This window comes from Pseudomonadota bacterium (assembly GCA_039024915.1).
In the GTDB taxonomy this organism is placed as follows: Bacteria; Pseudomonadota; Alphaproteobacteria; order Rhizobiales; family MH13; genus MH13.
Map to the genome: position 1 here is coordinate 453,294 of JBCCPK010000001.1, position 20,729 is coordinate 474,022.

At 58.7% G+C, this 20,729-nt stretch carries 21 protein-coding genes; 11 read left to right on the forward strand and 10 right to left on the reverse strand.

Features of this window, described 5'->3' with window-relative positions; all coding sequences use genetic code 11:
- Positions 1 to 108 precede the first annotated feature (108 nt).
- From AAF739_02155 to AAF739_02180, 6 genes are all read left to right on the forward strand, one after another.
- Positions 109 to 732 (forward strand): 2-hydroxychromene-2-carboxylate isomerase, encoded by a 624-nt coding sequence (locus tag AAF739_02155; protein MEM6381450.1) that lies wholly within the window; start codon positions 109 to 111, stop codon positions 730 to 732.
- Between the two features lie 38 nt (positions 733 to 770).
- Complete coding sequence (gene sbmA / locus AAF739_02160; GenBank protein MEM6381451.1) at positions 771 to 2,087, forward strand: peptide antibiotic transporter SbmA; 1,317 nt, start codon at positions 771 to 773, stop codon at positions 2,085 to 2,087.
- 45 nt (positions 2,088 to 2,132) lie between these two features.
- Positions 2,133 to 3,158 carry a ligase-associated DNA damage response exonuclease gene (locus AAF739_02165; GenBank protein ID MEM6381452.1) on the forward strand — a complete coding sequence of 342 codons (1,026 nt, stop codon included), beginning with the start codon at positions 2,133 to 2,135 and terminating at the stop codon, positions 3,156 to 3,158.
- Positions 3,155 to 4,789 (forward strand): cisplatin damage response ATP-dependent DNA ligase, encoded by a 1,635-nt coding sequence (locus AAF739_02170; protein ID MEM6381453.1) that lies wholly within the window; start codon positions 3,155 to 3,157, stop codon positions 4,787 to 4,789. Before AAF739_02165 ends, AAF739_02170 begins: the two co-directional genes overlap by 4 nt.
- A gap of 150 nt (positions 4,790 to 4,939) precedes the next feature.
- Positions 4,940 to 5,638, forward strand: coding sequence for a glutathione S-transferase N-terminal domain-containing protein (locus AAF739_02175; GenBank protein ID MEM6381454.1), 699 nt, complete (start codon positions 4,940 to 4,942; stop codon positions 5,636 to 5,638).
- 68 nt (positions 5,639 to 5,706) lie between these two features.
- Positions 5,707 to 6,186 carry a GNAT family N-acetyltransferase gene (locus AAF739_02180; GenBank protein ID MEM6381455.1) on the forward strand — a complete coding sequence of 160 codons (480 nt, stop codon included), beginning with the start codon at positions 5,707 to 5,709 and terminating at the stop codon, positions 6,184 to 6,186.
- Here AAF739_02180 and AAF739_02185 read toward each other — a convergent pair.
- The 8 genes from AAF739_02185 to coxB all read right to left on the reverse strand — a co-directional run bounded on the left by AAF739_02185 (position 6,178) and on the right by coxB (position 12,798).
- Entirely contained in the window at positions 6,178 to 6,960 is a 783-nt protein-coding gene (locus AAF739_02185) for an SURF1 family cytochrome oxidase biogenesis protein (protein ID MEM6381456.1), read from the reverse strand. The genes AAF739_02180 and AAF739_02185 overlap by 9 nt on opposite strands.
- Positions 6,957 to 7,337: a DUF983 domain-containing protein gene (locus AAF739_02190; GenBank protein ID MEM6381457.1), complete on the reverse strand. Its 381-nt coding sequence runs from the start codon at positions 7,335 to 7,337 to the stop codon at positions 6,957 to 6,959. Before AAF739_02190 ends, AAF739_02185 begins: the two co-directional genes overlap by 4 nt.
- A 72-nt stretch (positions 7,338 to 7,409) precedes the next feature.
- Positions 7,410 to 8,237 (reverse strand): cytochrome c oxidase subunit 3, encoded by an 828-nt coding sequence (locus AAF739_02195; GenBank protein ID MEM6381458.1) that lies wholly within the window; start codon positions 8,235 to 8,237, stop codon positions 7,410 to 7,412.
- 57 nt (positions 8,238 to 8,294) lie between these two features.
- A complete protein-coding gene (locus AAF739_02200) occupies positions 8,295 to 8,894 on the reverse strand; it encodes a cytochrome c oxidase assembly protein (protein MEM6381459.1) in 600 nt (199 codons plus the stop codon).
- A gap of 9 nt (positions 8,895 to 8,903) precedes the next feature.
- On the reverse strand, positions 8,904 to 9,047 hold the full coding sequence (locus tag AAF739_02205; protein MEM6381460.1) for a CoxF protein: 144 nt from the start codon (positions 9,045 to 9,047) through the stop codon (positions 8,904 to 8,906).
- A 64-nt stretch (positions 9,048 to 9,111) separates the two neighbouring features.
- Positions 9,112 to 10,116 carry a heme o synthase gene (gene cyoE / locus AAF739_02210; protein MEM6381461.1) on the reverse strand — a complete coding sequence of 335 codons (1,005 nt, stop codon included), beginning with the start codon at positions 10,114 to 10,116 and terminating at the stop codon, positions 9,112 to 9,114.
- An 81-nt stretch (positions 10,117 to 10,197) separates the two neighbouring features.
- A complete protein-coding gene (gene ctaD, locus AAF739_02215) occupies positions 10,198 to 11,808 on the reverse strand; it encodes a cytochrome c oxidase subunit I (protein MEM6381462.1) in 1,611 nt (536 codons plus the stop codon).
- Between the two features lie 81 nt (positions 11,809 to 11,889).
- Positions 11,890 to 12,798 (reverse strand): cytochrome c oxidase subunit II, encoded by a 909-nt coding sequence (gene coxB / locus AAF739_02220; protein ID MEM6381463.1) that lies wholly within the window; start codon positions 12,796 to 12,798, stop codon positions 11,890 to 11,892.
- Between the two features lie 378 nt (positions 12,799 to 13,176).
- Between coxB and AAF739_02225 the strand changes: the two genes are divergently transcribed.
- The 3 genes from AAF739_02225 (at position 13,177) to AAF739_02235 (ending at position 17,108) form a co-directional block, all read left to right on the forward strand.
- The gene (locus tag AAF739_02225; protein MEM6381464.1) at positions 13,177 to 13,680 is read left to right on the forward strand and encodes an invasion associated locus B family protein; all 504 of its coding nucleotides are present in this window, start codon (positions 13,177 to 13,179) and stop codon (positions 13,678 to 13,680) included.
- Positions 13,681 to 13,815: 135 nt separating this feature from the next.
- Positions 13,816 to 15,681 carry a monovalent cation:proton antiporter-2 (CPA2) family protein gene (locus AAF739_02230; protein ID MEM6381465.1) on the forward strand — a complete coding sequence of 622 codons (1,866 nt, stop codon included), beginning with the start codon at positions 13,816 to 13,818 and terminating at the stop codon, positions 15,679 to 15,681.
- Positions 15,681 to 17,108 (forward strand): MATE family efflux transporter, encoded by a 1,428-nt coding sequence (locus AAF739_02235; GenBank protein MEM6381466.1) that lies wholly within the window; start codon positions 15,681 to 15,683, stop codon positions 17,106 to 17,108. The genes AAF739_02230 and AAF739_02235 overlap by 1 nt, the downstream gene beginning before the upstream one ends.
- Here AAF739_02235 and AAF739_02240 read toward each other — a convergent pair.
- Positions 17,105 to 18,010 carry a DMT family transporter gene (locus AAF739_02240; protein ID MEM6381467.1) on the reverse strand — a complete coding sequence of 302 codons (906 nt, stop codon included), beginning with the start codon at positions 18,008 to 18,010 and terminating at the stop codon, positions 17,105 to 17,107. The genes AAF739_02235 and AAF739_02240 overlap by 4 nt on opposite strands.
- Positions 18,011 to 18,158: 148 nt before the next feature.
- On the opposite strand from AAF739_02240, the gene AAF739_02245 reads away from it, so the two are divergent.
- Positions 18,159 to 19,103, forward strand: coding sequence for a patatin-like phospholipase family protein (locus AAF739_02245; GenBank protein MEM6381468.1), 945 nt, complete (start codon positions 18,159 to 18,161; stop codon positions 19,101 to 19,103).
- Positions 19,104 to 19,216: 113 nt separating this feature from the next.
- The gene (locus AAF739_02250) at positions 19,217 to 20,050 is read left to right on the forward strand and encodes an alpha/beta hydrolase (GenBank protein ID MEM6381469.1); all 834 of its coding nucleotides are present in this window, start codon (positions 19,217 to 19,219) and stop codon (positions 20,048 to 20,050) included.
- A 77-nt stretch (positions 20,051 to 20,127) separates the two neighbouring features.
- Here the strand turns inward: AAF739_02250 and AAF739_02255 are convergent, their stop codons facing one another.
- Complete coding sequence (locus AAF739_02255; protein MEM6381470.1) at positions 20,128 to 20,694, reverse strand: cytochrome b; 567 nt, start codon at positions 20,692 to 20,694, stop codon at positions 20,128 to 20,130.
- Positions 20,695 to 20,729: the final 35 nt, after the last annotated feature.

Here is a 20,729-nt window from a genome sequence, read left to right on the forward strand (position 1 = left end):
TTGTCTATAGACAGCGAAAGCTCTAACTCGGTTCAAGGCGTTTCTCTTCTTTCGCGCTAAGAAGGCAAATACCGACGATCCGATCCGGCAGTTTGTTCCTGGGCAAAGATGATGGCGACCCAAATTGATTACTACTTCACCCTGATCTCACCTTTCTCCTATCTGGGTCATCAAGCGTTGATGGAGGTCGTCCGGACCCACGGATCGGCTATTGCTTACCGTCCCTTCAACCTGTTCGATGTTTTCAAGACCTCAGGTGCTGTTCCCGTCCCTGAGCGCCCGGCTCCACGGCAAGCCTACCGATTGATCGAGCTGCAGCGCATTGCGCATTATCGTGATTTGCCATTGACCTTGCGCCCCAAGCACTGGCCGACGAATCCATCGCTGGCAAACGGCGCGGTGGCTGCCATCGCGCGGGAAGGTGGTGACCCGTCAGCCTTCATGTTTTCAGCGTTCCAAGCCTGCTGGGTTCATGATCACGATATCTCAGATCCGGCGACGATTTCGCCGCTACTGGAGCAGGCCGGGCATCCCGTCGATGCAACACTCGCCGCGGCCCAAAGCGACGCAATTGTCGCCGAGATTGCAACCAATACCGAGATGGCCATCACCGCTGGCGCAGTTGGCGCGCCCGTCTATGTTCTTGATGGCGAACCATTCTGGGGTCAGGATCGTATAGACTACCTCGATCATGCGCTCGCCACAGGTCGCGCGGCGTTCTCTGCCGACTGATACTTCCACACTGCCTCCACACAGTCAGAGGGCTGCCCGTGTTTCATTCGTTCTTCCCAAAGCCGAAGGTCTTCTTCTCCTCGTTCGCCATCTACGCTCTGGCGATGGTGATCTTCTGGTACGCCGCTGGACAAAACATGCAGTTTCTGTCGTTTGGCCCCTTATTCGGCGTTGAAACGATGCAAGCGATACCGGACGGTATTGCGCCCGATGTACCGGCCACTGGGGACACTGCTGACGCTCAGACGGGCGAGCCCGCTGCGGCCGCGGAGAGTTGGACGAGCCCGGAAACCTTCTGGTTCTACCAATACATGCTGACCGCTATCGCGCTGTTTGTCGGCTTCTGGATGTGGTACGCGCCCCATCCTTGGCAGCTTTGGTCGGTTGCTGGTTCGGCGCTGATCTTTTTCACCAACTGGTTTCTCGTCCAACTCGATGTGATGATCAACGAGTGGTTCGGGACATTTTACGATCTGATCCAGCAGGCCCTGTCTGAACCAGGCTCCATCGATGGCCGGGACTACTATCTCGGCATCGCCACATTCCTTCAAATCGCACTTGTCTACGTCTTTGTCGCGGTGATGTTCCGCTTCTTTGTCAGTCACTACGTGTTTCGCTGGCGCACAGCGATGAACAATTACTACACCGGAATGTGGAAGCGCGTGCGGCACATCGAGGGCGCATCGCAGCGCGTTCAGGAAGACACGATGCGGTTCGCATCCATCACCGAGAGTCTCGGTGTGGCCCTCCTCGACTCGGTGATGACGCTGATCGCGTTTCTGCCCCTTTTGTGGGGCCTTTCGGCGGCAGTCACCGAACTACCGATCATCGGCGAAGTCAGCCAAGGATTGGTATTTGTCGCGATCATCTGGTCGATCATCGGCACGGTGCTGCTGGCCGCCGTCGGCATCAAGCTGCCGGGCCTGGAGTTCAATAATCAGAAGGTGGAGGCGGCCTACCGCAAGGAACTTGTTTACGGCGAGGACTATGTCGAGCGCGCGCAGCCGCAATCGCTCGTTGAGCTATTTGCCGATGTACGCAAAAACTATTTCCGGCTCTACTTCCACTACCTCTACTTCAACGTGGTGCGGATCTTTTATCTGCAGATCGGCAATCTCATCCCCTTCATCGCGCTGGGACCGACGATCATTGCGGGCACAATCACACTTGGCACCATGCAGCAAATTATGCGCGCCTTCGGCCGGGTGGAGAACTCGTTCCAGTATCTGGTGAACTCATGGACGACGATCATCGAACTGATGAGTGTTTACAAACGCCTCAGCGCCTTCGAGCGCGCGGCGCTGGCGAGCCCGGAAGGCGGTGTGGGTACCCAGGCGGCCAACCCAGCAGAATAAGGCTACACTCTTTGAATCTCCCCGTCTCGCTCCACATGGTTGGGCATGCGTGCTGACGAGTTCATGACGATCCGCCCCGAGGGGCTTTATTGCATCCCAGGTGATTTCTTCATCGACCCGGTTACCCCGGTCGATCGGGCACTCATCACGCACGGCCACGCCGACCACGCGCGTCCCGGCCACGGCTCTGTTTTGGCAACCTCCGAAACACTGATAATTATGGCCATCCGGTACGGCGCCAATTTTGCAGGCCAAACGCAGTCGGCGGAGCTGGGCGACGCGGTATCGATCGGCGACACTCGGGTGAGCTTTCATCCAGCGGGTCATGTACTCGGCTCGGCTCAGATCTGCATCGAACATGCCGGGCACAGATTGGTCGCCTCGGGCGACTACAAGCGCCACGCCGACCCAACGGTGACGCCCTTTGAGGTGGTACCCTGCGACACGTTCATCACAGAGGCTACGTTTGGACTGCCGGTGTTTCGCCATCCTGCCGGTGCTGATGAGGTTGCGAAGCTGCTCCGATCCCTCGAGTTATTTCCCGACAGGCCACATCTTGTTGGCGCTTATGCTTTGGGGAAAGCGCAGCGGGTCATCGCCGAAGTCCGAGCCGCTGGCTACGACGCGCCAATCTACTTGCATGGAGCGATGGAGAAGCTCTGCAACTTTTACCAGGCGCAAGGCATCGACTTGGGTGAGCTGCGCCCGGTGGCCGGCCTCAAGGGTAAGGAGGTTGCAGGACAGATCGTTGTTTGCCCGCCAGGTGCGATGGCAGATCGCTGGTCGCGAAAGTTTGGTGATGCCATGACCTGTTTTGCGTCAGGGTGGATGCGGGTTCGCGCTCGGGCGCGCCAGCGTGGCGTCGAACTTCCGCTTGTCATGTCGGATCATGCTGACTGGGATGATCTTTGCCGCACAATCATAGACACCGGGGCATCAGAGATCTGGGTCACACATGGACAGGAGGACGCGCTCGTGCACTGGTGCGGCACCCAAGGCATCGCCGCGCGCCCGCTCAACATGATCGGCTATGGCGACGATGATGAGGAGCAGGTGGAGGCCGCTGCATGAGGGCTTTTGCTGCCCTCCTGGATAGGCTTGCCTATGAGCCAAGGCGCAATGGAAAGCTGCGCCTTATGATCGACTATTTTCAAAGGACGCCGGACCCTGAGCGTGGCATTGCCCTTGCTGCGATCACAGGTGGACTCGACTTCAAGAACGCTAAACCGGCGCTTATTCGCGGGCTGGTCGAGGAGCGCACCGACCCGGTTCTGTTCGGGCTGTCTTACGATTACGTTGGAGACATGTCGGAAACGGTGGCGCTTATCTGGCCGACGCACCACGGCACGAACGAGCCGCCACCGTCGCTCGGCGACGTGGTCGAGGCTCTGGATACAGTTGGCAAGGCGCAGATGCCGGCCCTTATCGCTCGCTGGCTGGATACACTCGATGAGACGGGCCGCTGGGCACTGCTGAAGCTGATCACCGGTGGGCTGCGCGTGGGCGTATCTGCCCGGCTCGCGAAGACCGCCGTGGCAGGGCTCGGTGATCTGGAGCCCGACGCCATTGAGGAAGTCTGGCATGGCCTCAAACCACCCTATGTGAGCCTTTTCGCATGGGCCGAGGGGACAGCCGGTCGGCCAGAAAACGATGATCCAGCACCGTTTGCCCCAGCCATGCTTGCACACCCTGTAGAAGACAAAACGTTCGAGACGCTCGATGCATCACTGTTCACGGCCGAGTGGAAGTGGGATGGCATCCGCGTGCAAGCTGCCACTGGCACCGCGAAAGATGGACGTCCTGTGGCGCGGCTCTACTCACGTACCGGCGACGATATTTCCGGAGCCTTTCCCGACCTGATCGGTGCACTTCCAGGTGATTGCACCCTCGATGGCGAACTATTGGTGATCATCGACGGGCGCGTGCAGACCTTCAACACGCTCCAACAGCGCCTCAACCGAAAGACTGTTTCCAAGAAACTGCTCGCCAGCCATCCCGCCGCCATCCGCGCATACGATCTGCTGCGGTTAGGCGACGACGACCTCCGCCCCCTGCCCTTTGCCGAGAGGCGGGCACGGCTTGAAGCGCTCGTCGCAGATCATGCTAATCCGCGCCTCGATCTATCGTCGATGGTGGCGTTTGGCGAATGGGATCAACTGGCGGAAGCGCGCGCCGACCCTGCCTCTCATGGTGCCGGCGCTGATGCCGATGCGGTCGAAGGCGTTATGATCAAGCGTGCAGATTCCGCATACGTTCCCGGGCGGCCGAAGGGCCCGTGGTGGAAATGGAAGCGTGATCCGATGTTGATAGACGCGGTTCTGATGTATGCGCAGCGGGGGCATGGCAAACGCTCAAGCCTATACTCTGACTACACGTTCGGGGTCTGGACGGATGAGGGCGCGCTGGTGCCAGTCGGCAAGGCCTATTTCGGCTTCACCGACGAGGAACTGAAACAGATCGACAATTTTGTCCGTAAGCATACGACCAACCGCTTCGGTCCAGTTCGCGAGGTGGTTCATGGCAAGGATGCCGGCCTCGTTCTCGAAGTCGCGTTTGAAGGCTTGCAGCGCTCAACGCGGCACAAGAGCGGAATTGCCATGCGCTTCCCGCGCATCTCAAAACTGCGATGGGACAAGCCACCGCACGAAGCCGATACGCTCGAAACCGTGACTGCGCTTCTACCCGCAGCAGAGCGCGCGTAACCGGTTTCACGCCTCAGCTATCACAATGTTGGGAGGCTGCGTTGGTAAGCGGAAGAAGAGTGCTTATGTCGAACGCAACCTCCCAAAGCGAGCCCATCAGCGGAGACCCGCCGATGCGTTCGAACTCTCAAACAGAAAAGACCATTTTCGATGACCGACCTATCCGCTTTTCCGATCACAAAACGCTGGGCGCCTAAGGACCCTTCAGTCATCCAGCTTTACTCCTTCCCAACGCCGAACGGCGTCAAGGCTTCCATCGCGCTGGAAGAGCTCGGACTGCCCTATGAGCCGCACAAGGTGACGCTCGCCGACGAAGACGTGAAAAGCGACGCGTTTCTGTCTCTTAACCCCAACAACAAGATCCCCGCCATCATCGACCCGAACGGGCCGAACGGTGAGCCGATCGGCCTTTTCGAAAGCGGCGCGATTCTGCTTTATCTCGCCGACAAGACAGGCAAGCTGGGCGGCGCCAACGCGCATGAGCGGGCGCACGTCACACAGTGGCTTATGTGGCAGATGGGCGGGCTTGGGCCGATGTTCGGCCAGATGGGCTTTTTTGTGAAGTTTGCCGGGGCACAGATTGAAGACCCGCGCCCGCGGGAGCGGTATGTGGACGAAGGCAAGCGGCTCCTTGGTGTACTCGATGGCCATCTTGACGGTCGTGAATGGGTCGCCGGCGATTTTTCGGTCGCCGATATCGCCATCGCGCCCTGGCTGGCGGCGCTTGAATTCTACGGCGCCAAAGAGCTGGTTGGTTGGGCGGGTTTCACCAACGTAACCGCTTACCTCGACCGCTTCTTGGCCCGGCCAGCCGTGCAGAAAGGTCGGAACATTCCGTCCCGCGACTAGGCTTCTTGCTCCCTTGAGAGGTAGCGCTGCGCGTCGGCGGGGCGTTACCTCCGGAGCATTCCAAAACCATGAAGCTTGTTACCCGTCCCGCGCGCCGTTCCGATGCACACAGCATGTGCGCGCTTCTCAACGCCATCATCGTAACAGGTGGGACAACCGCCCATCGCGAACCTTTCACGATAGACCAAATGGTCTCGCTATACGTTGAGGCCCCGCTTAGCATTGCTTGTACGGTGGCGTCGGAAGGATCAAACCTATTAGGTTTTCAATCGGTTGAGTGGTGCGACCCGAACTGGACAGGAGAGGACGCGCTTCCCGATGATTGGGCCGTGATCGCCACCTACGTTGCCCAATGCGCCCACGGCCGAGGCATTGGGCGCCTGCTGTTCCGCGAGACCAGGCAGGCCGCGCAAGCCGCTGGCGTGACAACGATTGATGCCACCATTCGGCGCGAGAATACCGGTGGGCTCGCCTATTACAGCAAGATGGGCTTCGCCGATTATCGCGAAAGCGCAGACGCCGTTTCAAAGCGCCTGGATCTACTCTGAATTGCCCTCGGCGTCGGGCCTGCGTCGCCACCATGCGACGCCGACGACACCGACGAGGCACGCTGCCAGACCGTACCAGGTGATGGCGTATTCGAGATGCCGGTTTGAGAAGGTGAACTTCGTTTCGCCAGCCTGAGGCAGACCGCCAATTGCAGAAGCGGGCATATCGATTGTGATGGGCAAAGCAGCCGGAATGCCCGTAGCTTGCAAAAGCTGTGACACCGAGCGGCGGTAAATCAGTCGGCCTTCATAGTCCGGGTCGGGTGTAAAAGCTCCGACAGTGTCGTCGGGCCTGATCAGACCCTCAAACTGAACTTCGCCAGTTGGCGCTTCCCGAACGGTGACGCCCGGCGGTAGCTCAAAGGGGACAAACCCCCGATTCACAAAAACGATGTCGGAGTCGGCGAAGCCAACTTCAAAATCGCCTTCGAAAGCGTGCATAAGCCAGAAACCGGGGCCCTCATAGTCACCAATCGAAGCTGACAGGGTGGTGAAGACACGCACTGGATCGCCAACAAAATGGCCCTGCAGGATCACTCGCCGGTAGGCGTTCTGATCGCCGAAGTCGGCAGGAAACGTTGGGCCCGTTGCGGTAGCTTCAAACCCAGCCTCAGCAAGCAACTCGGCGATCGGCATGGCTGGAAGGTCCGGCCTGCTCTCAGCTCGCGCAATCAAATCCTGTTTCCACGCCAGCCGCTGTACTTGCCACGTCCCTAAGCCAAGCAAGGTGACCAGCGCCCCAAGGATCAGCACAGCCGTCAGCAAGCGCTTCATCGGCGCGCCACCTCATCGTTGCGGACCTCGGTTGCGCTCATCTGATATTGCCGCGCGATCATCCACCCCTTAAGGGGCCGCAGCGGCCCGATGGCGGTGATCAGAATAATCGGCAAGGACAGCAGCGCGTGGACCCAGTAAGGCGGTTGATAGGCAAGCTCCAGCCACAGGGCAAAACCCACTGCGATCGCGCCTGAAAAGAAGGTGATGAAAACGGCGGGCCCATCGCCCGAGTCGGCAAAGCCGTAATCGAGCTCACACACGTCGCAGCGCGAACGCACTTTGAGGAAACCATCGAACAGTTTGCCTTGGCCACATCGAGGGCATCGGCCACGCAATCCTGCGGACAAAGGGGAAGCGGTCAGGGTTCGGCTCATGCAGACACGCCTTGAAAAGCAAACGGGCGACCGAAGCCGCCCGCGTTTCTGGGAGGGGATCGTTCGCGCGCCTTAGTGAACGGCGCCCGCTCCCCAAACATAGATCGCAACGAACAGGAACAGCCATACCACATCGACGAAGTGCCAGTACCAGGCGGCCGCCTCAAAACCGAAATGCTTCTTCTCGTTCATCTGGCCCTGCATGATCCGGAAGAGGCAGACCGCGAGGAAGATGGTGCCAACGAAGACATGGAAGCCGTGAAAGCCTGTCGCCATGAAAAACGTCGCGCCATAAATATGGCCGGAGAAGTCGAAGTGGGCATGGGTGTACTCGTAGACCTGGAAGCCCGAGAAAAGAACCCCGAGGCCAACGGTCAGTGCCAGCATCTGCTTGAGCATCTTGCGGTCGCCTTCGATCATGGCATGGTGCGCCCATGTGACCGTGGTGCCAGAGGTCAGAAGGATAACCGTGTTCATCAAGGGAAGGTGCCAGGGGTCGAAGGTCTCGATGCCCTCGGGCGGCCAGACACCTCCGGTGAGCTCCGTCCGCATGGGCTGCTCGGCTGGGCCGGGGAAAAATCCAGCATCGAAATAGGCCCAGAACCACGCCACGAAGAACATCACCTCGGAGGCAATGAACAGGATCATGCCGTAGCGCAGATGCAGCGAGACAACGGGAGTGTGATCGCCGGCAAGGCTCTCACGAACCACATCACGCCACCACATCGTCATTGTGTACAGGACACCAAGCATGCCGAGCGCAAACCAGATCCAGGCGCCACCATGCATCCAGACAATCGCTCCAACCGCAAGGACCAGTGCCGAAACGGAGCCGACAAACGGCCAAGGGCTTGGCGGGATAATATGATAGTCGTGATCTGTTGCGTGCCCTGAGGCCATATTCAGTTCCCCCGAAGTCTGTTTCAGTGCCGCATCGGCGAACAGACGGTGTTCAGCTTAATTCCTTTCGAGCGCGGATGGCGCGCTCGTTTCGTTTCCGTCATTACGAGCAGCAAGCTCTGCGCCGTCGGGCGCATCAGCTTCAAACATCGTATAACTCAGCGTGATCGTATCGATACGGTCGTTGGCAGGATCGTCGAGAATTGCAGGATCGACAAAGAACACGACGCCCATATCCATAGATTGTCCGGCCTCAAGGCCCTGCAGCTCGAAGCAGAAGCAATGCATCTTGTTGAAGTAAGCACCGGCCTGAGGTGGCGACACGTTAAAGGTCGCCGTACCCCAGCTTTCTGACGACCCCCAATTATGCGCTGCGTAGGCCGTTTCGTTCACCGCCCCAATCTGTACCTCAACCTCGGTCTCACCGGGCTCCAGGTCCCAGTTCAAACCGGCGGCCACATTGCCATCAAAACGAACCTTGATCGTGCGATCAGACACGTCTTCGGGCGCGACGTCTGCAACCTGCGTGGTGCCACCAAACCCTGTGACCTGACAAAACAATTCATAGAGCGGCACGGCTGCGTAGGCGACGCCAACCATAGAGGCGGCGAAAACACCCAGTGCCAATGCTGTCTTTTGAGGTTTGGAAGCAGACATCAGGCTACCTTACATCGGACGCTGCAGGATGGCCGGGCCCTGTATCAGGCTGACCACGTAAAACAGAACAACGACACCGGCCAACGCCAGAGCAAGCGCGATGGATCGCCCGCGGCGCTGTTTGTAGAAATGCGCCCGCTCTTCGGTGCCCATCACCAACGGCTCGGACTGTGTAGCGATGGGCTTCGGGGCGGCTGGTCGGGTACGAGCCATGGTCTCACATCCCCAGCGACATGGTCAGAGTTTCCGGCATTGCCAAAGTCCATCCCAACAATCCAGCGGCCAGTTCTTCAACGAGCATGACGATGAAAAGAGCAAAAAGATAGGTTATCGAGAAGCCGAAGAGCCGTCCGGCTGCGCTGTTGCGGGTCGCCAGGTCCGGTGCCTTGAGAAGGTTGAAGGCAAACCAAACGAACGCCAGGCCGCCAACAACTGCACTTACCGCGTAGATAACCCCGGTAAATCCCAGGAAAGCCGGTGCGGCGCCAAGCGGTGCGAGCAAAACCGAATAGACGAGTATCTGCACACGGGTATGCCGATCACCCATGACATTGGGCATCATCGGCACGCTCGCACGGCCATAGTCGTCCGCCTTCAGCAAGGCGAGCGCCCAAAAATGAGGCGGCGTCCACATGAAGATAATCGCGACCATCAGCACAGGTTCAAGCGACAGCGAACCTGTTGCCGCGAGCCACCCGATGGCGGGAGGAAACGCCCCGGCGAGACCACCGATGACGATGTTTTGCGGCGTGGAGCGCTTCAGCCACATCGTATAGATGACAACATAGAAGAAGATGGTGAAGGCCAGCAGTGCGGCCGATTGCCAATTGACCAGAAGGCCAAGAATTCCGACCGAAAAACACGACAGCAACAAGCCGAAAGCCAGTGCATCGCGCGGCCGGATGGCACCTGAGGGGACCGGTCGCTTGGCGGTTCGGCCCATCACCGCATCAATATCCGCATCGTACCACATGTTCAGGGCACCAGACGCGCCCGCGCCAACAGCAATGCAGATCAAGGCGGTCAGAGCCACGAACGGGTTGAGCTGAACCGGCGCTGCCACAAGACCGACCAACGCTGTCAAGACAACCAGCGACATCACGCGAGGCTTGAGAAGGTTTATGAAGTCTGCGGCAGACGCCGTCGATAACCCGGCGGCGCGCAGAGCATCCACGGCCAGTGCGTCAGGCTTTGCAGGGTTGGTAATGTCAGACAGGCTCATGGTTTAGCAGGCTTGGAAAGCTATCAATTTTGGCCTTAGGCCTGCGCTTTGAACGCGCAGACCACAGGGATTTACAGCCACCTAGTGCGAATCGAACTTGACCCGCGGCAGCTTCTCAAACTGGTGGAACGGGGGCGGTGACGACAAGGTCCATTCAAGGGTGGTCGCACCTTCGCCCCAGGGATTATCGCCTGCGCGGCGTTTGACAGCAAAGGCGTGCAAAACGCCGACAAGGAAGATCAAAACGCCAACAGCAGAGATGTATGAGCCGATCGACGAGACGTAGTTCCAGCCAGCAAAAGCGTCGGGGTAATCAGCGTAGCGCCGCGGCATCCCGTTGAGGCCAAGGAAGTGCTGCGGGAAGAACAACAGGTTCACGCCGACAAAAGTCACCCAAAAGTGCAGCTTCCCAATGAACTCGGAATACATGTAGCCGAACATTTTCGGGAACCAATAGTACCAGGCGGCAAAAATCCCAAAGACGGCTCCAAGCGACAGCACATAGTGGAAGTGCGCGACCACGTAATAGGTGTCGTGGAAGGCTCGGTCGAGGCCGGCGTTGGCGAGCTGCACGCCTGTGACCCCGCCAACCGTGAACAGGAAGATGAAGCCGAGCGCCCATATCATGGGTGTCGTGAACCGGATCGAGCCGCCCCACATGGTCGCGATCCATGAGAAAATCTTCACTCCCGTTGGAACCGCAATCACCATCGTGGCAGCAACGAAGTAGGCCTGAGTCTGAACCGAGAGACCAGCCGTGTACATGTGGTGCGCCCAGACGACAAAACCGACGACCCCGATCGCAACCATGGCGTAGGCCATGCCGAGATAACCGAAAATCGGCTTGCGCGAGAAGGTCGAGATGATGTGGCTGATGATCCCGAACGCCGGGAGGATCATGATGTAGACTTCCGGGTGCCCGAAGAACCAGAACAGGTGCTGGAATAGAATAGGGTCCCCGCCACCTGCTGGATCGAAGAACGCGGTCCCGAAGTTACGGTCGGTCAGAAGCATGGTGATCGCGCCCGCCAGGACCGGGAGCGCCAACAGGAGCAGGAAGCCGGTCACGAGGATTGCCCAAGCGAACAGCGGCATCTTGTGAAGACTCATGCCAGGCGCGCGCATGTTGAAGATGGTTGTGATGAAGTTGATGGCGCCGAGAATTGACGACGCACCGGCGACATGCAGCGACAGAATCGCAAAATCCATCGCTGGGCCAGGCTGGCCCGTGGTCGAGAGCGGCGGATAAATGGTCCAGCCTCCGCCGACGCCATTACCGCCTGGAGGCCCTTCGACAAACATGGAGGCGACCAACAGCAACAAAGCCGGCGGCAGCAGCCAGAACGAAATGTTGTTCATGCGCGGGAACGCCATGTCCGGCGCGCCGATCATGATCGGAACCATGTAGTTGGCAAAGCCGCCAATGAGAGCCGGCATCACCACGAAAAAGACCATGATCAGGCCGTGTGCGGTGACGAAAACATTGTAGCCATGGCCATCGGCGAAAATCTGCATGCCCGGCTCTTGCAGCTCGAGGCGAATGCCAATTGACAACGCTCCACCTATGATCCCCGCAATAATCGCGAAGATCAGGTAGAGGATCCCGATGTCTTTATGATTGGTGGAGTACACCCACCGGGTCCAGCCGCGCGGGATGTCATCGTGTGCCGATGCGTCTGCGTAACTTGCCATGGTTTAATTCAGTCCTTGTTTTGCGAAAACCGGGTCTCGCAAGAGAGGTGTATTGGTCGCCGCCTTGCGCGGAGCGACGGCTTAATTTGCTGCGACTTCCGTTGCGTCCGCCTCACGCAGCAGTTGCGCGAGCATTTCATTGGCCTCGGTCAGATCGTCGGATGCAACGGACGCCCACGCATCAAACTGCTCTTGGCTCACCACTCGGATGGCTAGCGGCATGAATGCGTGGTCGGTACCGCACAACTCCGAGCATTGCCCATAAAAAATGCCTTCACGCTCCGCGCGGAACCAGGTTTCGTTGAGCCGGCCCGGAACGGCGTCCATCTTCACGCCGAATGCCGGCAAAGCAAACGCGTGCAACACGTCCGCAGCGGTGACGATCAAGCGAACAGTGGTGTCAACCGGCACAACCACTTCGTTATCCACGGCCAGCAGTCGCGGAAAGTCAGCTTCTGTTCCGCCGCTCTCCTCGATCCGAGCCAAGCGCTCTTCGTCGTCCAACATAAACTGCAGAAAGTCGATGTCGTCATGGTCGGGGTATTCGTAACCCCAATACCATTGGTATCCGGTCGCCTTGATTGTGAGATCGGCCGGCGGGACGACCGCCTCTTCATATAGCAGGCGAAAGGATGGCACGGCGATGACAACGAGAATGAGGATCGGAACGACCGTCCAAACCACTTCGATCATCGTGTTGTGGGTCGTTTTCGACGGTGTCGGGTTCCGGCCTTCGGAGAACCGCCAGCAAACATAAATCATCAACCCCAAAACAAAGATCACAATCAGGGTGATGATGATGAGGGTGAAATTCTCAAACCAGTGGATGTGCGCCATCACCGTGGTCGCGGCCGCTTGAAGGTCGGTACCCCAAGGCGTTGGCTGGGCGGCCAGTGCACTGGTGATCGTGCCCAGCGTAACTGCGAGCAGCGTCCCCAGGAGAATTGCAAACCTAGCGAAAGGCTGACGAAATTTATCAGTCGAGATCATAAAATGGGCACTTTCCAACGACGTGGGCCGCCCAAGCGTTCATGCGCGGTTCGATAGACTGCACAAAACATCAGGGGGCCCAAAACAGGGCACACTGTGGCGCGCCCTCCTCCCGATATGTTTCTACCTATCCAAAGAGCGCACGGGATGGAAGCCCGAGAGCCTGTGGCAAATGCGCCAAATCCTCATGATACCCCCCTTCGATGGTCGAAGTAGCGGCGATGTTCCCCTTTAAACCGGCGATACGTGCAGTCTGTGCGCACAAAATGCCGTTTCAGGCGACCTATCGCCATATGGCGGACCCATTGCTAGGGTTTGGCGCCCATAGTGTACGAATCAATGATTTGAGGTCGCCCTAACATGATGGCGTGTGTGTCAATGTTGAAATTCCGGTCGTGGCTGGCGATCGCTGGCACCGCCTGTGCGCTGCTTGCACCCAGCCACGCAACCGCGCAGCCGGTCGTTCAGCAGCAGTTTGAAGCTTGGCAAATCCAATGCGAAACACCTACCGGAACGGAGACGGAGCTTTGTGCGCTCGTCCAGAACGTCGCGGCGGTCGACAGGCCAAACGTCGAGTTGCGCGTTACCATTGTTCGGACGCTCGACGGAGGCGCCCATATTCTGCGCGTTGCGGTGCCCTTGGGGGTCCTGCTTGATGGCGGCCTAGGCCTGCGGGTCGACGACACCGACGTTGGAACCGCTGACTATGCTCGCTGCCTGCCGTCTGGCTGTTATGTCGAAATGATCATGGATCAGGGTTTGATCGATACGATGGCGGGTGGCGAGACCGCTTGGTTTGTCATCTTCCAAACGCCAGATGAGGGCATTGGAATTCCGATAGAGCTCAGCGGATTCTCTGAAGGTTTCGCAGCACTGGAATAAGATTAGGCCGTCAAGATACGGCGCTGTCTGAACAAGCCCCGGTCCTGTGCAGCCGGTCACTTGATTTTCGTGCGCAACAAGCGCACCAGCCATAGGCATGCACGTTCATGTCCCACCTTTCACTGAGCTGACCCCATGAGCGAAGCATGGCTGGCTGCGCACCCGCTTGTCGTGGTTCTTATTCTTCTCGGCGCAGCCGTCATCGCGGTCCCGATCTTTCAGCGTTTCCGCCTAGGGGCAGTGCTCGGTTATCTGGTCGCCGGATTGATCATTGGCCCGGCAACCGGCCTCATTTCCGACATCGACAGCATCGCAACCGTCGCAGAGTTCGGCGTTGTCCTGTTTCTGTTCATCATCGGCCTTGAGCTAAAGCCCTCGACACTTTGGTCCTTGAGGCGCTCAATCTTCGGCTCTGGCGGCGGGCAGATGCTCGGGTCCACCCTTCTCCTCTCCGGTGCGGCGATGCTGCTGGGGTTTTCGTGGACTGCCGCCTTAATTATTGGTTGGTCTCTCGCCTTGTCGTCGACCGCGATTGCGCTTTCCATCCTCGATGAGAAGCGGGAACGTGAAACGGTCCATGGCCGCGCCAGTTTTGGAATTCTGCTTTTTCAGGACCTCACGGTGGTGCCTTTGCTAGCGCTGGCCTCCCTGCTTGCACCACGTGGAGAAGGCTCGATGGGCCTCACCGAAGCGGGTGTTGCTCTCGCTGCAGTGGTCTTTCTCGTCGCGGTTGGCCGGTGGGCGCTCAACCCGCTGTTTCATCTGCTGGCGAAAACGGGTGTCCGCGAAGTCATGACGGCGGGCGCCTTGATGATTGTGCTAGGTGCCGCGTTCCTGATGGATGAGGCAAACCTGTCATCGGCGCTGGGGGCGTTGATTGCCGGCGTGATGCTGTCCGAATCGGATTTCAGGCACCAGCTTGAAGCTGATATTGAGCCGTTTCGCGGTCTTTTGATGGGACTGTTCTTTCTCGCTGTCGGCCTTTCGATCGATCTTCAGGTTTTGATCGATCAGTTCGCCGTGGTGCTGGCCATCACCATCGGTGGTCTCTTGATTAAGCTCGCCGTGACCTACGCTGTTGAGCGCGCGATGGGCGAAGCGCATGCCTGTGCCGCCAAAGCAGCTGCCTATGTCTGCCAATTCGGCGAATTTGGGTTCGTCGTGTTCGGCGTTGCCCTCGCCGGCGGACTGCTCGACCCTGCAAGCCAAAGCATACTCGCCTCCTCGGTTGCGCTGTCGATGGCTTTCACGCCGGTGATCGTCAAACTCTCTTACAAACTTACCACCGCTCCGGAGAAACCGACGATCAACGAGGATTTCTCGGACGCCAACGCCCGGGTCTTGATTGTGGGTTTTGGTCGCTTTGGGCAGTTCGTCTCCCAGACAGTGCTTGCCGCCGGGGAACGTGTGACCGTTATCGACACCGATCCCGACAGGATTCGAGAAGCAAAACGGTTCAATGCCCGCATCTACTATGGTGATGGAACCCGGCTCGATATCCTCGCCGCCGCCGGCATAGGCCGGGCCGAAGCCTTGGTCGTCTGTACCGATGATCGGGCGACAACAACACGCATCATCGAAGCGGTGCGCGAAGCCTATCCGGAGCTTCCGGTTTTCGCACGGGCATACGATCGCGGGCACGCACTGGAACTTTTCAAGCTCGATGTGCAAGCCGCCGTCCGCGAAACCTACCATTCATCGCTCGAAATGGGGCGGCAGGTCTTGATGGGCATCGGGATACCGGAGGCGGAAGCCAATTTCCGGGTTCACGACGTCAAGGAACGAGACGCGGAGCGTTTGGCGATGCAACGCGAAAGCGGGATCATGGCCGGCTTGGACCTAATTTACGCAACCGGCAACGAACCGGTCGCGCCAATGCCCGTTCCCGAGCCGCTGTCAGGCAACGAAGGCGATGCGGAGGCGCTGTCGCCCGAGACGGAAGCGATTACCAATGAACCGCTGGCAGGCGAACCGTCATCCACCGAAAAAGCCGATAGCTGATGGCCGCGAACTCAAAAGACGATGACGCAAAACCTCGCTTCGTCACAGGTTCGACGATGCGCCACACGATCGTCATGACCGGCACGGCTTCGATCGGCCTCGTGGCGATCTTCATCGTTGATTTTGCGAACCTTTTTTACATCGCCCAACTTGGTGAGACGGAATTGGCGGCGGCCATTGGATATGCCGGCACGCTGATGTTCTTCATCACTTCCGCCGCGATCGGCAGCACCATCGGGATCGTCGCACTGGTGTCGCGGGCGTTGGGAGCGGGCGATCTTGAGAGAGCGCGCAGCATAGGCGGTACCGGGCTCGTTTTTATCACGTTGGTCATCACGACGCTCAGTGCCATCTGTTTCATCTTTCTCGAAACGTTTCTCCGCGGCCTTGGCGCCGAAGGCCGCACGCTTGAAGTCGCGGTCGGTTTTCTGCAGATCGTAATCCCATCTATGCCGCTGCTCGCGCTGGGCATGGCCATGTCTGGCCTGCTGCGAGCGGTCGGTGATGCAAAACGAGCCATGTATGTGACGCTTGGCGCTGGAATCGCAGCGGCGATCATGGACCCGATCTTCATCTTCGGTTTCGACCTTGGGGTAACGGGCGCCGCAATCTCAACAAATCTGTCGCGGCTGTTTCTGTTAGCCCTGGGGATACATGGCGCGATCGTCGTCCATGGCCTAGCCATATGGCCGAGCCATACCAGCTTTCGGACGCATCTTGTCGCGATAACCGGGATCGCAATTCCGGCCATTTTGACCAACGTCGCAACGCCGGTTGGCAACGCAATCATCACACGGGCGATCGCACCTTTCGGTGACGACGCTGTCGCCGGATGGGCAATCGTCGGTCGAATTATCCCCGTTGCTTTCGGTGCGATCTTCGCACTTTCCGGCGCGATCGGCCCAATCCTTGGTCAGAACTACGGCGCAGGTCAGGTTGACCGCGTGCAACGCGCATTCCGAGATGCGCTGACACTGATCATCCTGTACACGGTGGCGGTTTGGGGCATTCTGTTCATCGCCCGCGAACCGATTGTCGCGATGTTTGATGCGACCGGCGATGCCGCTTCGCTTGTTATCCTCTTCTGCACATGGGTTGCTGCAAGCTTTGTCTTCAACGGAGCTCTGTTCGTCGCCAACGCCTCATTTAACAACCTCGGCTACGCCACCTATTCGACGGTCTTCAATTGGGGCAAGGCGACGGTCGGCACGCTGCCCTTTGTCTGGCTCGGTGCCAGCTGGGGCGGGGCCGCAGGCGTCTTGATCGGTCAGGCAATCGGCTCAGTTGTCTTCGGCGTCGCGGCCGCTGCCACCGCCTGGGTCACCATGCAAAGGCTCGAACCGCCCATAGATCGTGATCCCGACCATCCATTGCCCGCTCGCGCCGAACCGGCCCCATTCGCTTCGGGCAAAGCGGCATTGAACTAGCCGCCTTTGTTGACCGTCTGCCGCTTGCCGCCAGCAAGGACCAACCAATTGCCCATCAGCGCAAATGCCACCCCAACGGCCGCAAATATGGTCCACTGGTAGCCCTCAAACACAGTTGAAGATGCCAGCGCGACTATGGGAAAGATGACGGTCGCATAAGCGGCGCGTGCCCCGCCGATCCGGCCCAACAGGCTCAGATAGCTCCAAAAGGCGATCACCGACGAAAACACGGCGAGCCATATCAAGGAGCCGACGTAAGCACTGGTTGCTTCAAAGATGAAAGGATGCCCTTGGGCAACCGTCAATACCAAAAGCCAAAGCGTTCCATAGAGCATTCCCCATGCGTTAGAGGCCAAAAGCGGCAGACCCTTTTTCTGGGCTCGCGCTGACAACACGTTGCCCACGCAAAAGCTCAACGTCCCCAACAGGCAAAGGCCAAGGGCTAAGATAGCCTGGCGATTGAATGTCGTTCCGACGATCTCGGGCCAGAACAGAAAACCGACCCCCAAGGCGCCGAATAGTGCACCTGCCAGCCTTCGCGGTTCCGGTCTTTGGCCAAAAAACAGGATCGCGATCAGGAAATTGATCACGGATGCAAGCGAAAAAACGACCGCCAGGAGACCGGCCGTGATCGTCAGCCCACCGTAGTAGAAAAAGAGAAAGTTGGTAGAGAACAGAAAGACGCCCATAGCCGCACACAGGCCATGCTCACGTGCGCTAAAGCGTAAACGCTGACCGGCGTAGGCCGCCCACACGAAGACTATGGCGCCGGCCAACGCAAATCGCCAGACCAACGACACCTCTGGCGCCACGACACCCAACTGCATGCGCAAGGCCAACCAGCTGGTGCCCCATACGAAACACGTTACCGCGAAGAGCGCATAATCGGACGCCGTGAGCATTGCATCATCATTGCTCGCTGCACTGCTCGAGGTGTCTGAGTTGGCTTGCGATGACACGACAGAAGACCACATAAGTGCGGACGGTGACCGCGATCGATGCCGTGCTCACCATGCCTTGCCCCTGTGTCATAAAATCGAAGCGATGACCATGACCCCTTCACAGTCTCATCCAACATCTTCGGGCAGCTTAGCCGACGTGCTTGAAACGCCGTTGACGGCGACAACCCGAACGCAAAGCGATCTTCCAACGCTGGGGCTTGCGTTGGGTGGCGGTGGTGCGCGTGGTCTTGCGCACATCGTTGTGCTGGAGGTCATCGATGAATTGAAGCTGCCCGTCTCTTGCATTGCCGGCACGTCCATCGGATCGATCATTGGTTGGGGCAGAGCATCCGGGATGACAGGCGCGCAGATGCGCGAAATCGCGATGACCACGTTTCTCGACAGCCGGGAAGTCGCTGCGCGCGTCTGGAAAATGCGCCCCAAGAATTGGGGCGCGCTCAGGGGCATGAGCATGCAGCTTGATGCGGACGCGGTGCTGTCAGCCTTTCTGCCAGAGGGCCTCAAGGCCACTTTTGAGGAACTCACCACGCCGCTAAGCGTTACCACGACCGACTATTATGGCTGGAGCTCGCACACAATCACCGCCGGCCCCATCAAGGCGGCCGTCTCAGCGAGCATTGCGATTCCCTTTGTTTTTCGCCCCACAGTTCTGAACGGTCGCGTCCACGTTGATGGTGGCGTGGTCAATCCCTTACCCACCGGAGCCTTGGGGGCTTGTGATCTGACGGTGGCGGTTGACGTTATTGGCGGGCCTGAGCCGGCGGGCGAGAACAGCGGCGATGCGGTTGACGAGCCACCATCGCAATTGGAGAGCATTCTCGGCGCCACACAGCTTTGCATGCAGACCATCACCAAGGCGCATCTTGAACGCCACCCGCCAGACATTCTTATCACCCCGCCAATCGCCAATTTTCCCGCGCTGAACTTTCTCAAAGCGCAAGAGGTGCTGATGGCCGCCGACAGTAAGAAAGAGCTTGTCCGACGGCAGATCAGCGAGGGTGTTGAGAAGTGGCTGAGGCAACGCACCGCGTGAACGGGGTCGGATGACAGCTTGGCCGAAGAAAGAACAGCTGGGCAAGCGAGGCCTATGGGCGACCGCAAAACCTGCCGCTTAGGCGAACCGTGCGTGTGAGAACTGGGAACGGAATGGCTAGTTGGGCGCTTGATCAAACCTTTCGCACGTCTGCAGGATCAGTCGCCGCCGGGCGCGCGGGCGACGGACCGGACCTGGTTTTGGCGCATGGATGGCCATGGTCCTCCTACTCGTGGCATCGCGTGATCCCAGAACTGGCCAACGCGTTCACGGTGCATTGGTACGACATGCCTGGCTATGGAAGGTCGGACAAATCTGAGAAGCAACGCACGTCCCTTGATATTCAGGGTGAAGTCTTTGCCGAGATGATGACGCATTGGGGGTTATCAACGCCAACCGTTGTTGCGCACGACTTCGGAGGCGCGACGACGCTCAGGGCGCATTTGCTCCTGGGAGTGGATTTCAAGAGATACGTGCTCATGAACGTGGTGGCCATGCGTCCCTGGGGCTCGGATTTCTTCGAGCATATGAAGCGGCACGTCGACGCTTTCCAAGGCTTGCCACCGCACATCCACAAGGCTGTCGTGGAAGCCTATATCAGGGGAGCATTGGTCAACGATTTGGCTCCTGAGGACTTCGAGGCGCTCGTCGCGCCATGGCTGACCGATCAAGGAGCGCCTAGCTTTTATCGACAGTTTGCGCAGGCTGATGAGAGGTTCACTGCCGAAGTCGAACCGCTGTTCGGAGAGATCCGATGCCCGGTCAAGATAGTGTGGGGCGAGGACGATCCATGGATACCGCTTGAGAGGGGCACGGCATTACACAAGCGGATACCGAGGGCGGAATTTGCGACCATAGCCGGCGCTGGCCATTTACCGCAGCTCGAGAAGCTCGATGCGGTTCTCAGAGACCTAGTGGAATTTCTCGTCCCAGCGGATCAGCCTTGAAACAGTTCGTCGGAAGCAAGGCCGCATAGCAACGCGATCAGCTCCTTCTAAAATGCGCTCAACCGATCCCAGCGCGGTTAACCGCGCCGTCCCGGTAGCATGCGCCACAAGAGCCCATCACGCATGAAGAATTGATGGCGCAGCACAAGAAGCACGTGACCCGCAACGGCGGCGGCGAGGACGTATCCCGAGACGATGTGCACCCATTTGGCGGCGAACTCGAGCCACTCACGCTCGCCAATGGGGTTCGGCAATCTCCACTCGCCAAACAGCAAGACGCCAAAGCCGCCAGCCATGACGTACAGATAGCCGCTGACCGGCATCACGAACATGGCGAGATAAAGCAGCTGCTCCGCGCGGTGGATAAAAACCTTCTCGCCGTCTCCCAATGTTGGCGCCCAGTCCGGTAACTGACCAATCGAACGGTTGATGATCCGGAAGATAGCAATGGCCAGAGCGACAAGGCCGATGGATTTGTGCCAATTGAAGTAGGCGTTTTGGTCCAATCCGGCGACGAGCGTACCGCGTTCCATACCAAGCATGATGTTGCCGCTGGCGTATTGCCACGCGAACAGTACCACGATCAGCCAGTGAAAGAGCTTTGTCAGGGCACCGTAACTGTCCGCAGAGTTGCTCAAAGCCATGACTGGAACCCCATCAATGTTGCCGCGCTGGTTGG

Bases quoted from the DNA above. Each gene is read 5' to 3' on its own strand.
- AAF739_02155 (MEM6381450.1), top strand. From the start codon at position 109: ATGATGGCGACCCAAATTGATTACTACTTCACCCTGATCTCACCTTTC.
- AAF739_02165 (MEM6381452.1), top strand. From the start codon at position 2,133: ATGCGTGCTGACGAGTTCATGACGATCCGCCCCGAGGGGCTTTATTGC.
- AAF739_02170 (MEM6381453.1), top strand. From the start codon at position 3,155: ATGAGGGCTTTTGCTGCCCTCCTGGATAGGCTTGCCTATGAGCCAAGG.
- AAF739_02175 (MEM6381454.1), top strand. From the start codon at position 4,940: ATGACCGACCTATCCGCTTTTCCGATCACAAAACGCTGGGCGCCTAAG.
- AAF739_02180 (MEM6381455.1), top strand. From the start codon at position 5,707: ATGAAGCTTGTTACCCGTCCCGCGCGCCGTTCCGATGCACACAGCATG.
- AAF739_02185 (MEM6381456.1), bottom strand. From the start codon at position 6,960: ATGAAGCGCTTGCTGACGGCTGTGCTGATCCTTGGGGCGCTGGTCACC.
- AAF739_02190 (MEM6381457.1), bottom strand. From the start codon at position 7,337: ATGAGCCGAACCCTGACCGCTTCCCCTTTGTCCGCAGGATTGCGTGGC.
- AAF739_02195 (MEM6381458.1), bottom strand. From the start codon at position 8,237: ATGGCCTCAGGGCACGCAACAGATCACGACTATCATATTATCCCGCCA.
- AAF739_02200 (MEM6381459.1), bottom strand. From the start codon at position 8,894: ATGTCTGCTTCCAAACCTCAAAAGACAGCATTGGCACTGGGTGTTTTC.
- AAF739_02205 (MEM6381460.1), bottom strand. From the start codon at position 9,047: ATGGGCACCGAAGAGCGGGCGCATTTCTACAAACAGCGCCGCGGGCGA.
- cyoE (MEM6381461.1), bottom strand. From the start codon at position 10,116: ATGAGCCTGTCTGACATTACCAACCCTGCAAAGCCTGACGCACTGGCC.
- ctaD (MEM6381462.1), bottom strand. From the start codon at position 11,808: ATGGCAAGTTACGCAGACGCATCGGCACACGATGACATCCCGCGCGGC.
- coxB (MEM6381463.1), bottom strand. From the start codon at position 12,798: ATGATCTCGACTGATAAATTTCGTCAGCCTTTCGCTAGGTTTGCAATT.
- AAF739_02225 (MEM6381464.1), top strand. From the start codon at position 13,177: ATGTTGAAATTCCGGTCGTGGCTGGCGATCGCTGGCACCGCCTGTGCG.
- AAF739_02230 (MEM6381465.1), top strand. From the start codon at position 13,816: ATGAGCGAAGCATGGCTGGCTGCGCACCCGCTTGTCGTGGTTCTTATT.
- AAF739_02235 (MEM6381466.1), top strand. From the start codon at position 15,681: ATGGCCGCGAACTCAAAAGACGATGACGCAAAACCTCGCTTCGTCACA.
- AAF739_02240 (MEM6381467.1), bottom strand. From the start codon at position 18,010: ATGCTCACGGCGTCCGATTATGCGCTCTTCGCGGTAACGTGTTTCGTA.
- AAF739_02245 (MEM6381468.1), top strand. From the start codon at position 18,159: ATGACCCCTTCACAGTCTCATCCAACATCTTCGGGCAGCTTAGCCGAC.
- AAF739_02250 (MEM6381469.1), top strand. From the start codon at position 19,217: ATGGCTAGTTGGGCGCTTGATCAAACCTTTCGCACGTCTGCAGGATCA.
- AAF739_02255 (MEM6381470.1), bottom strand. From the start codon at position 20,694: ATGGCTTTGAGCAACTCTGCGGACAGTTACGGTGCCCTGACAAAGCTC.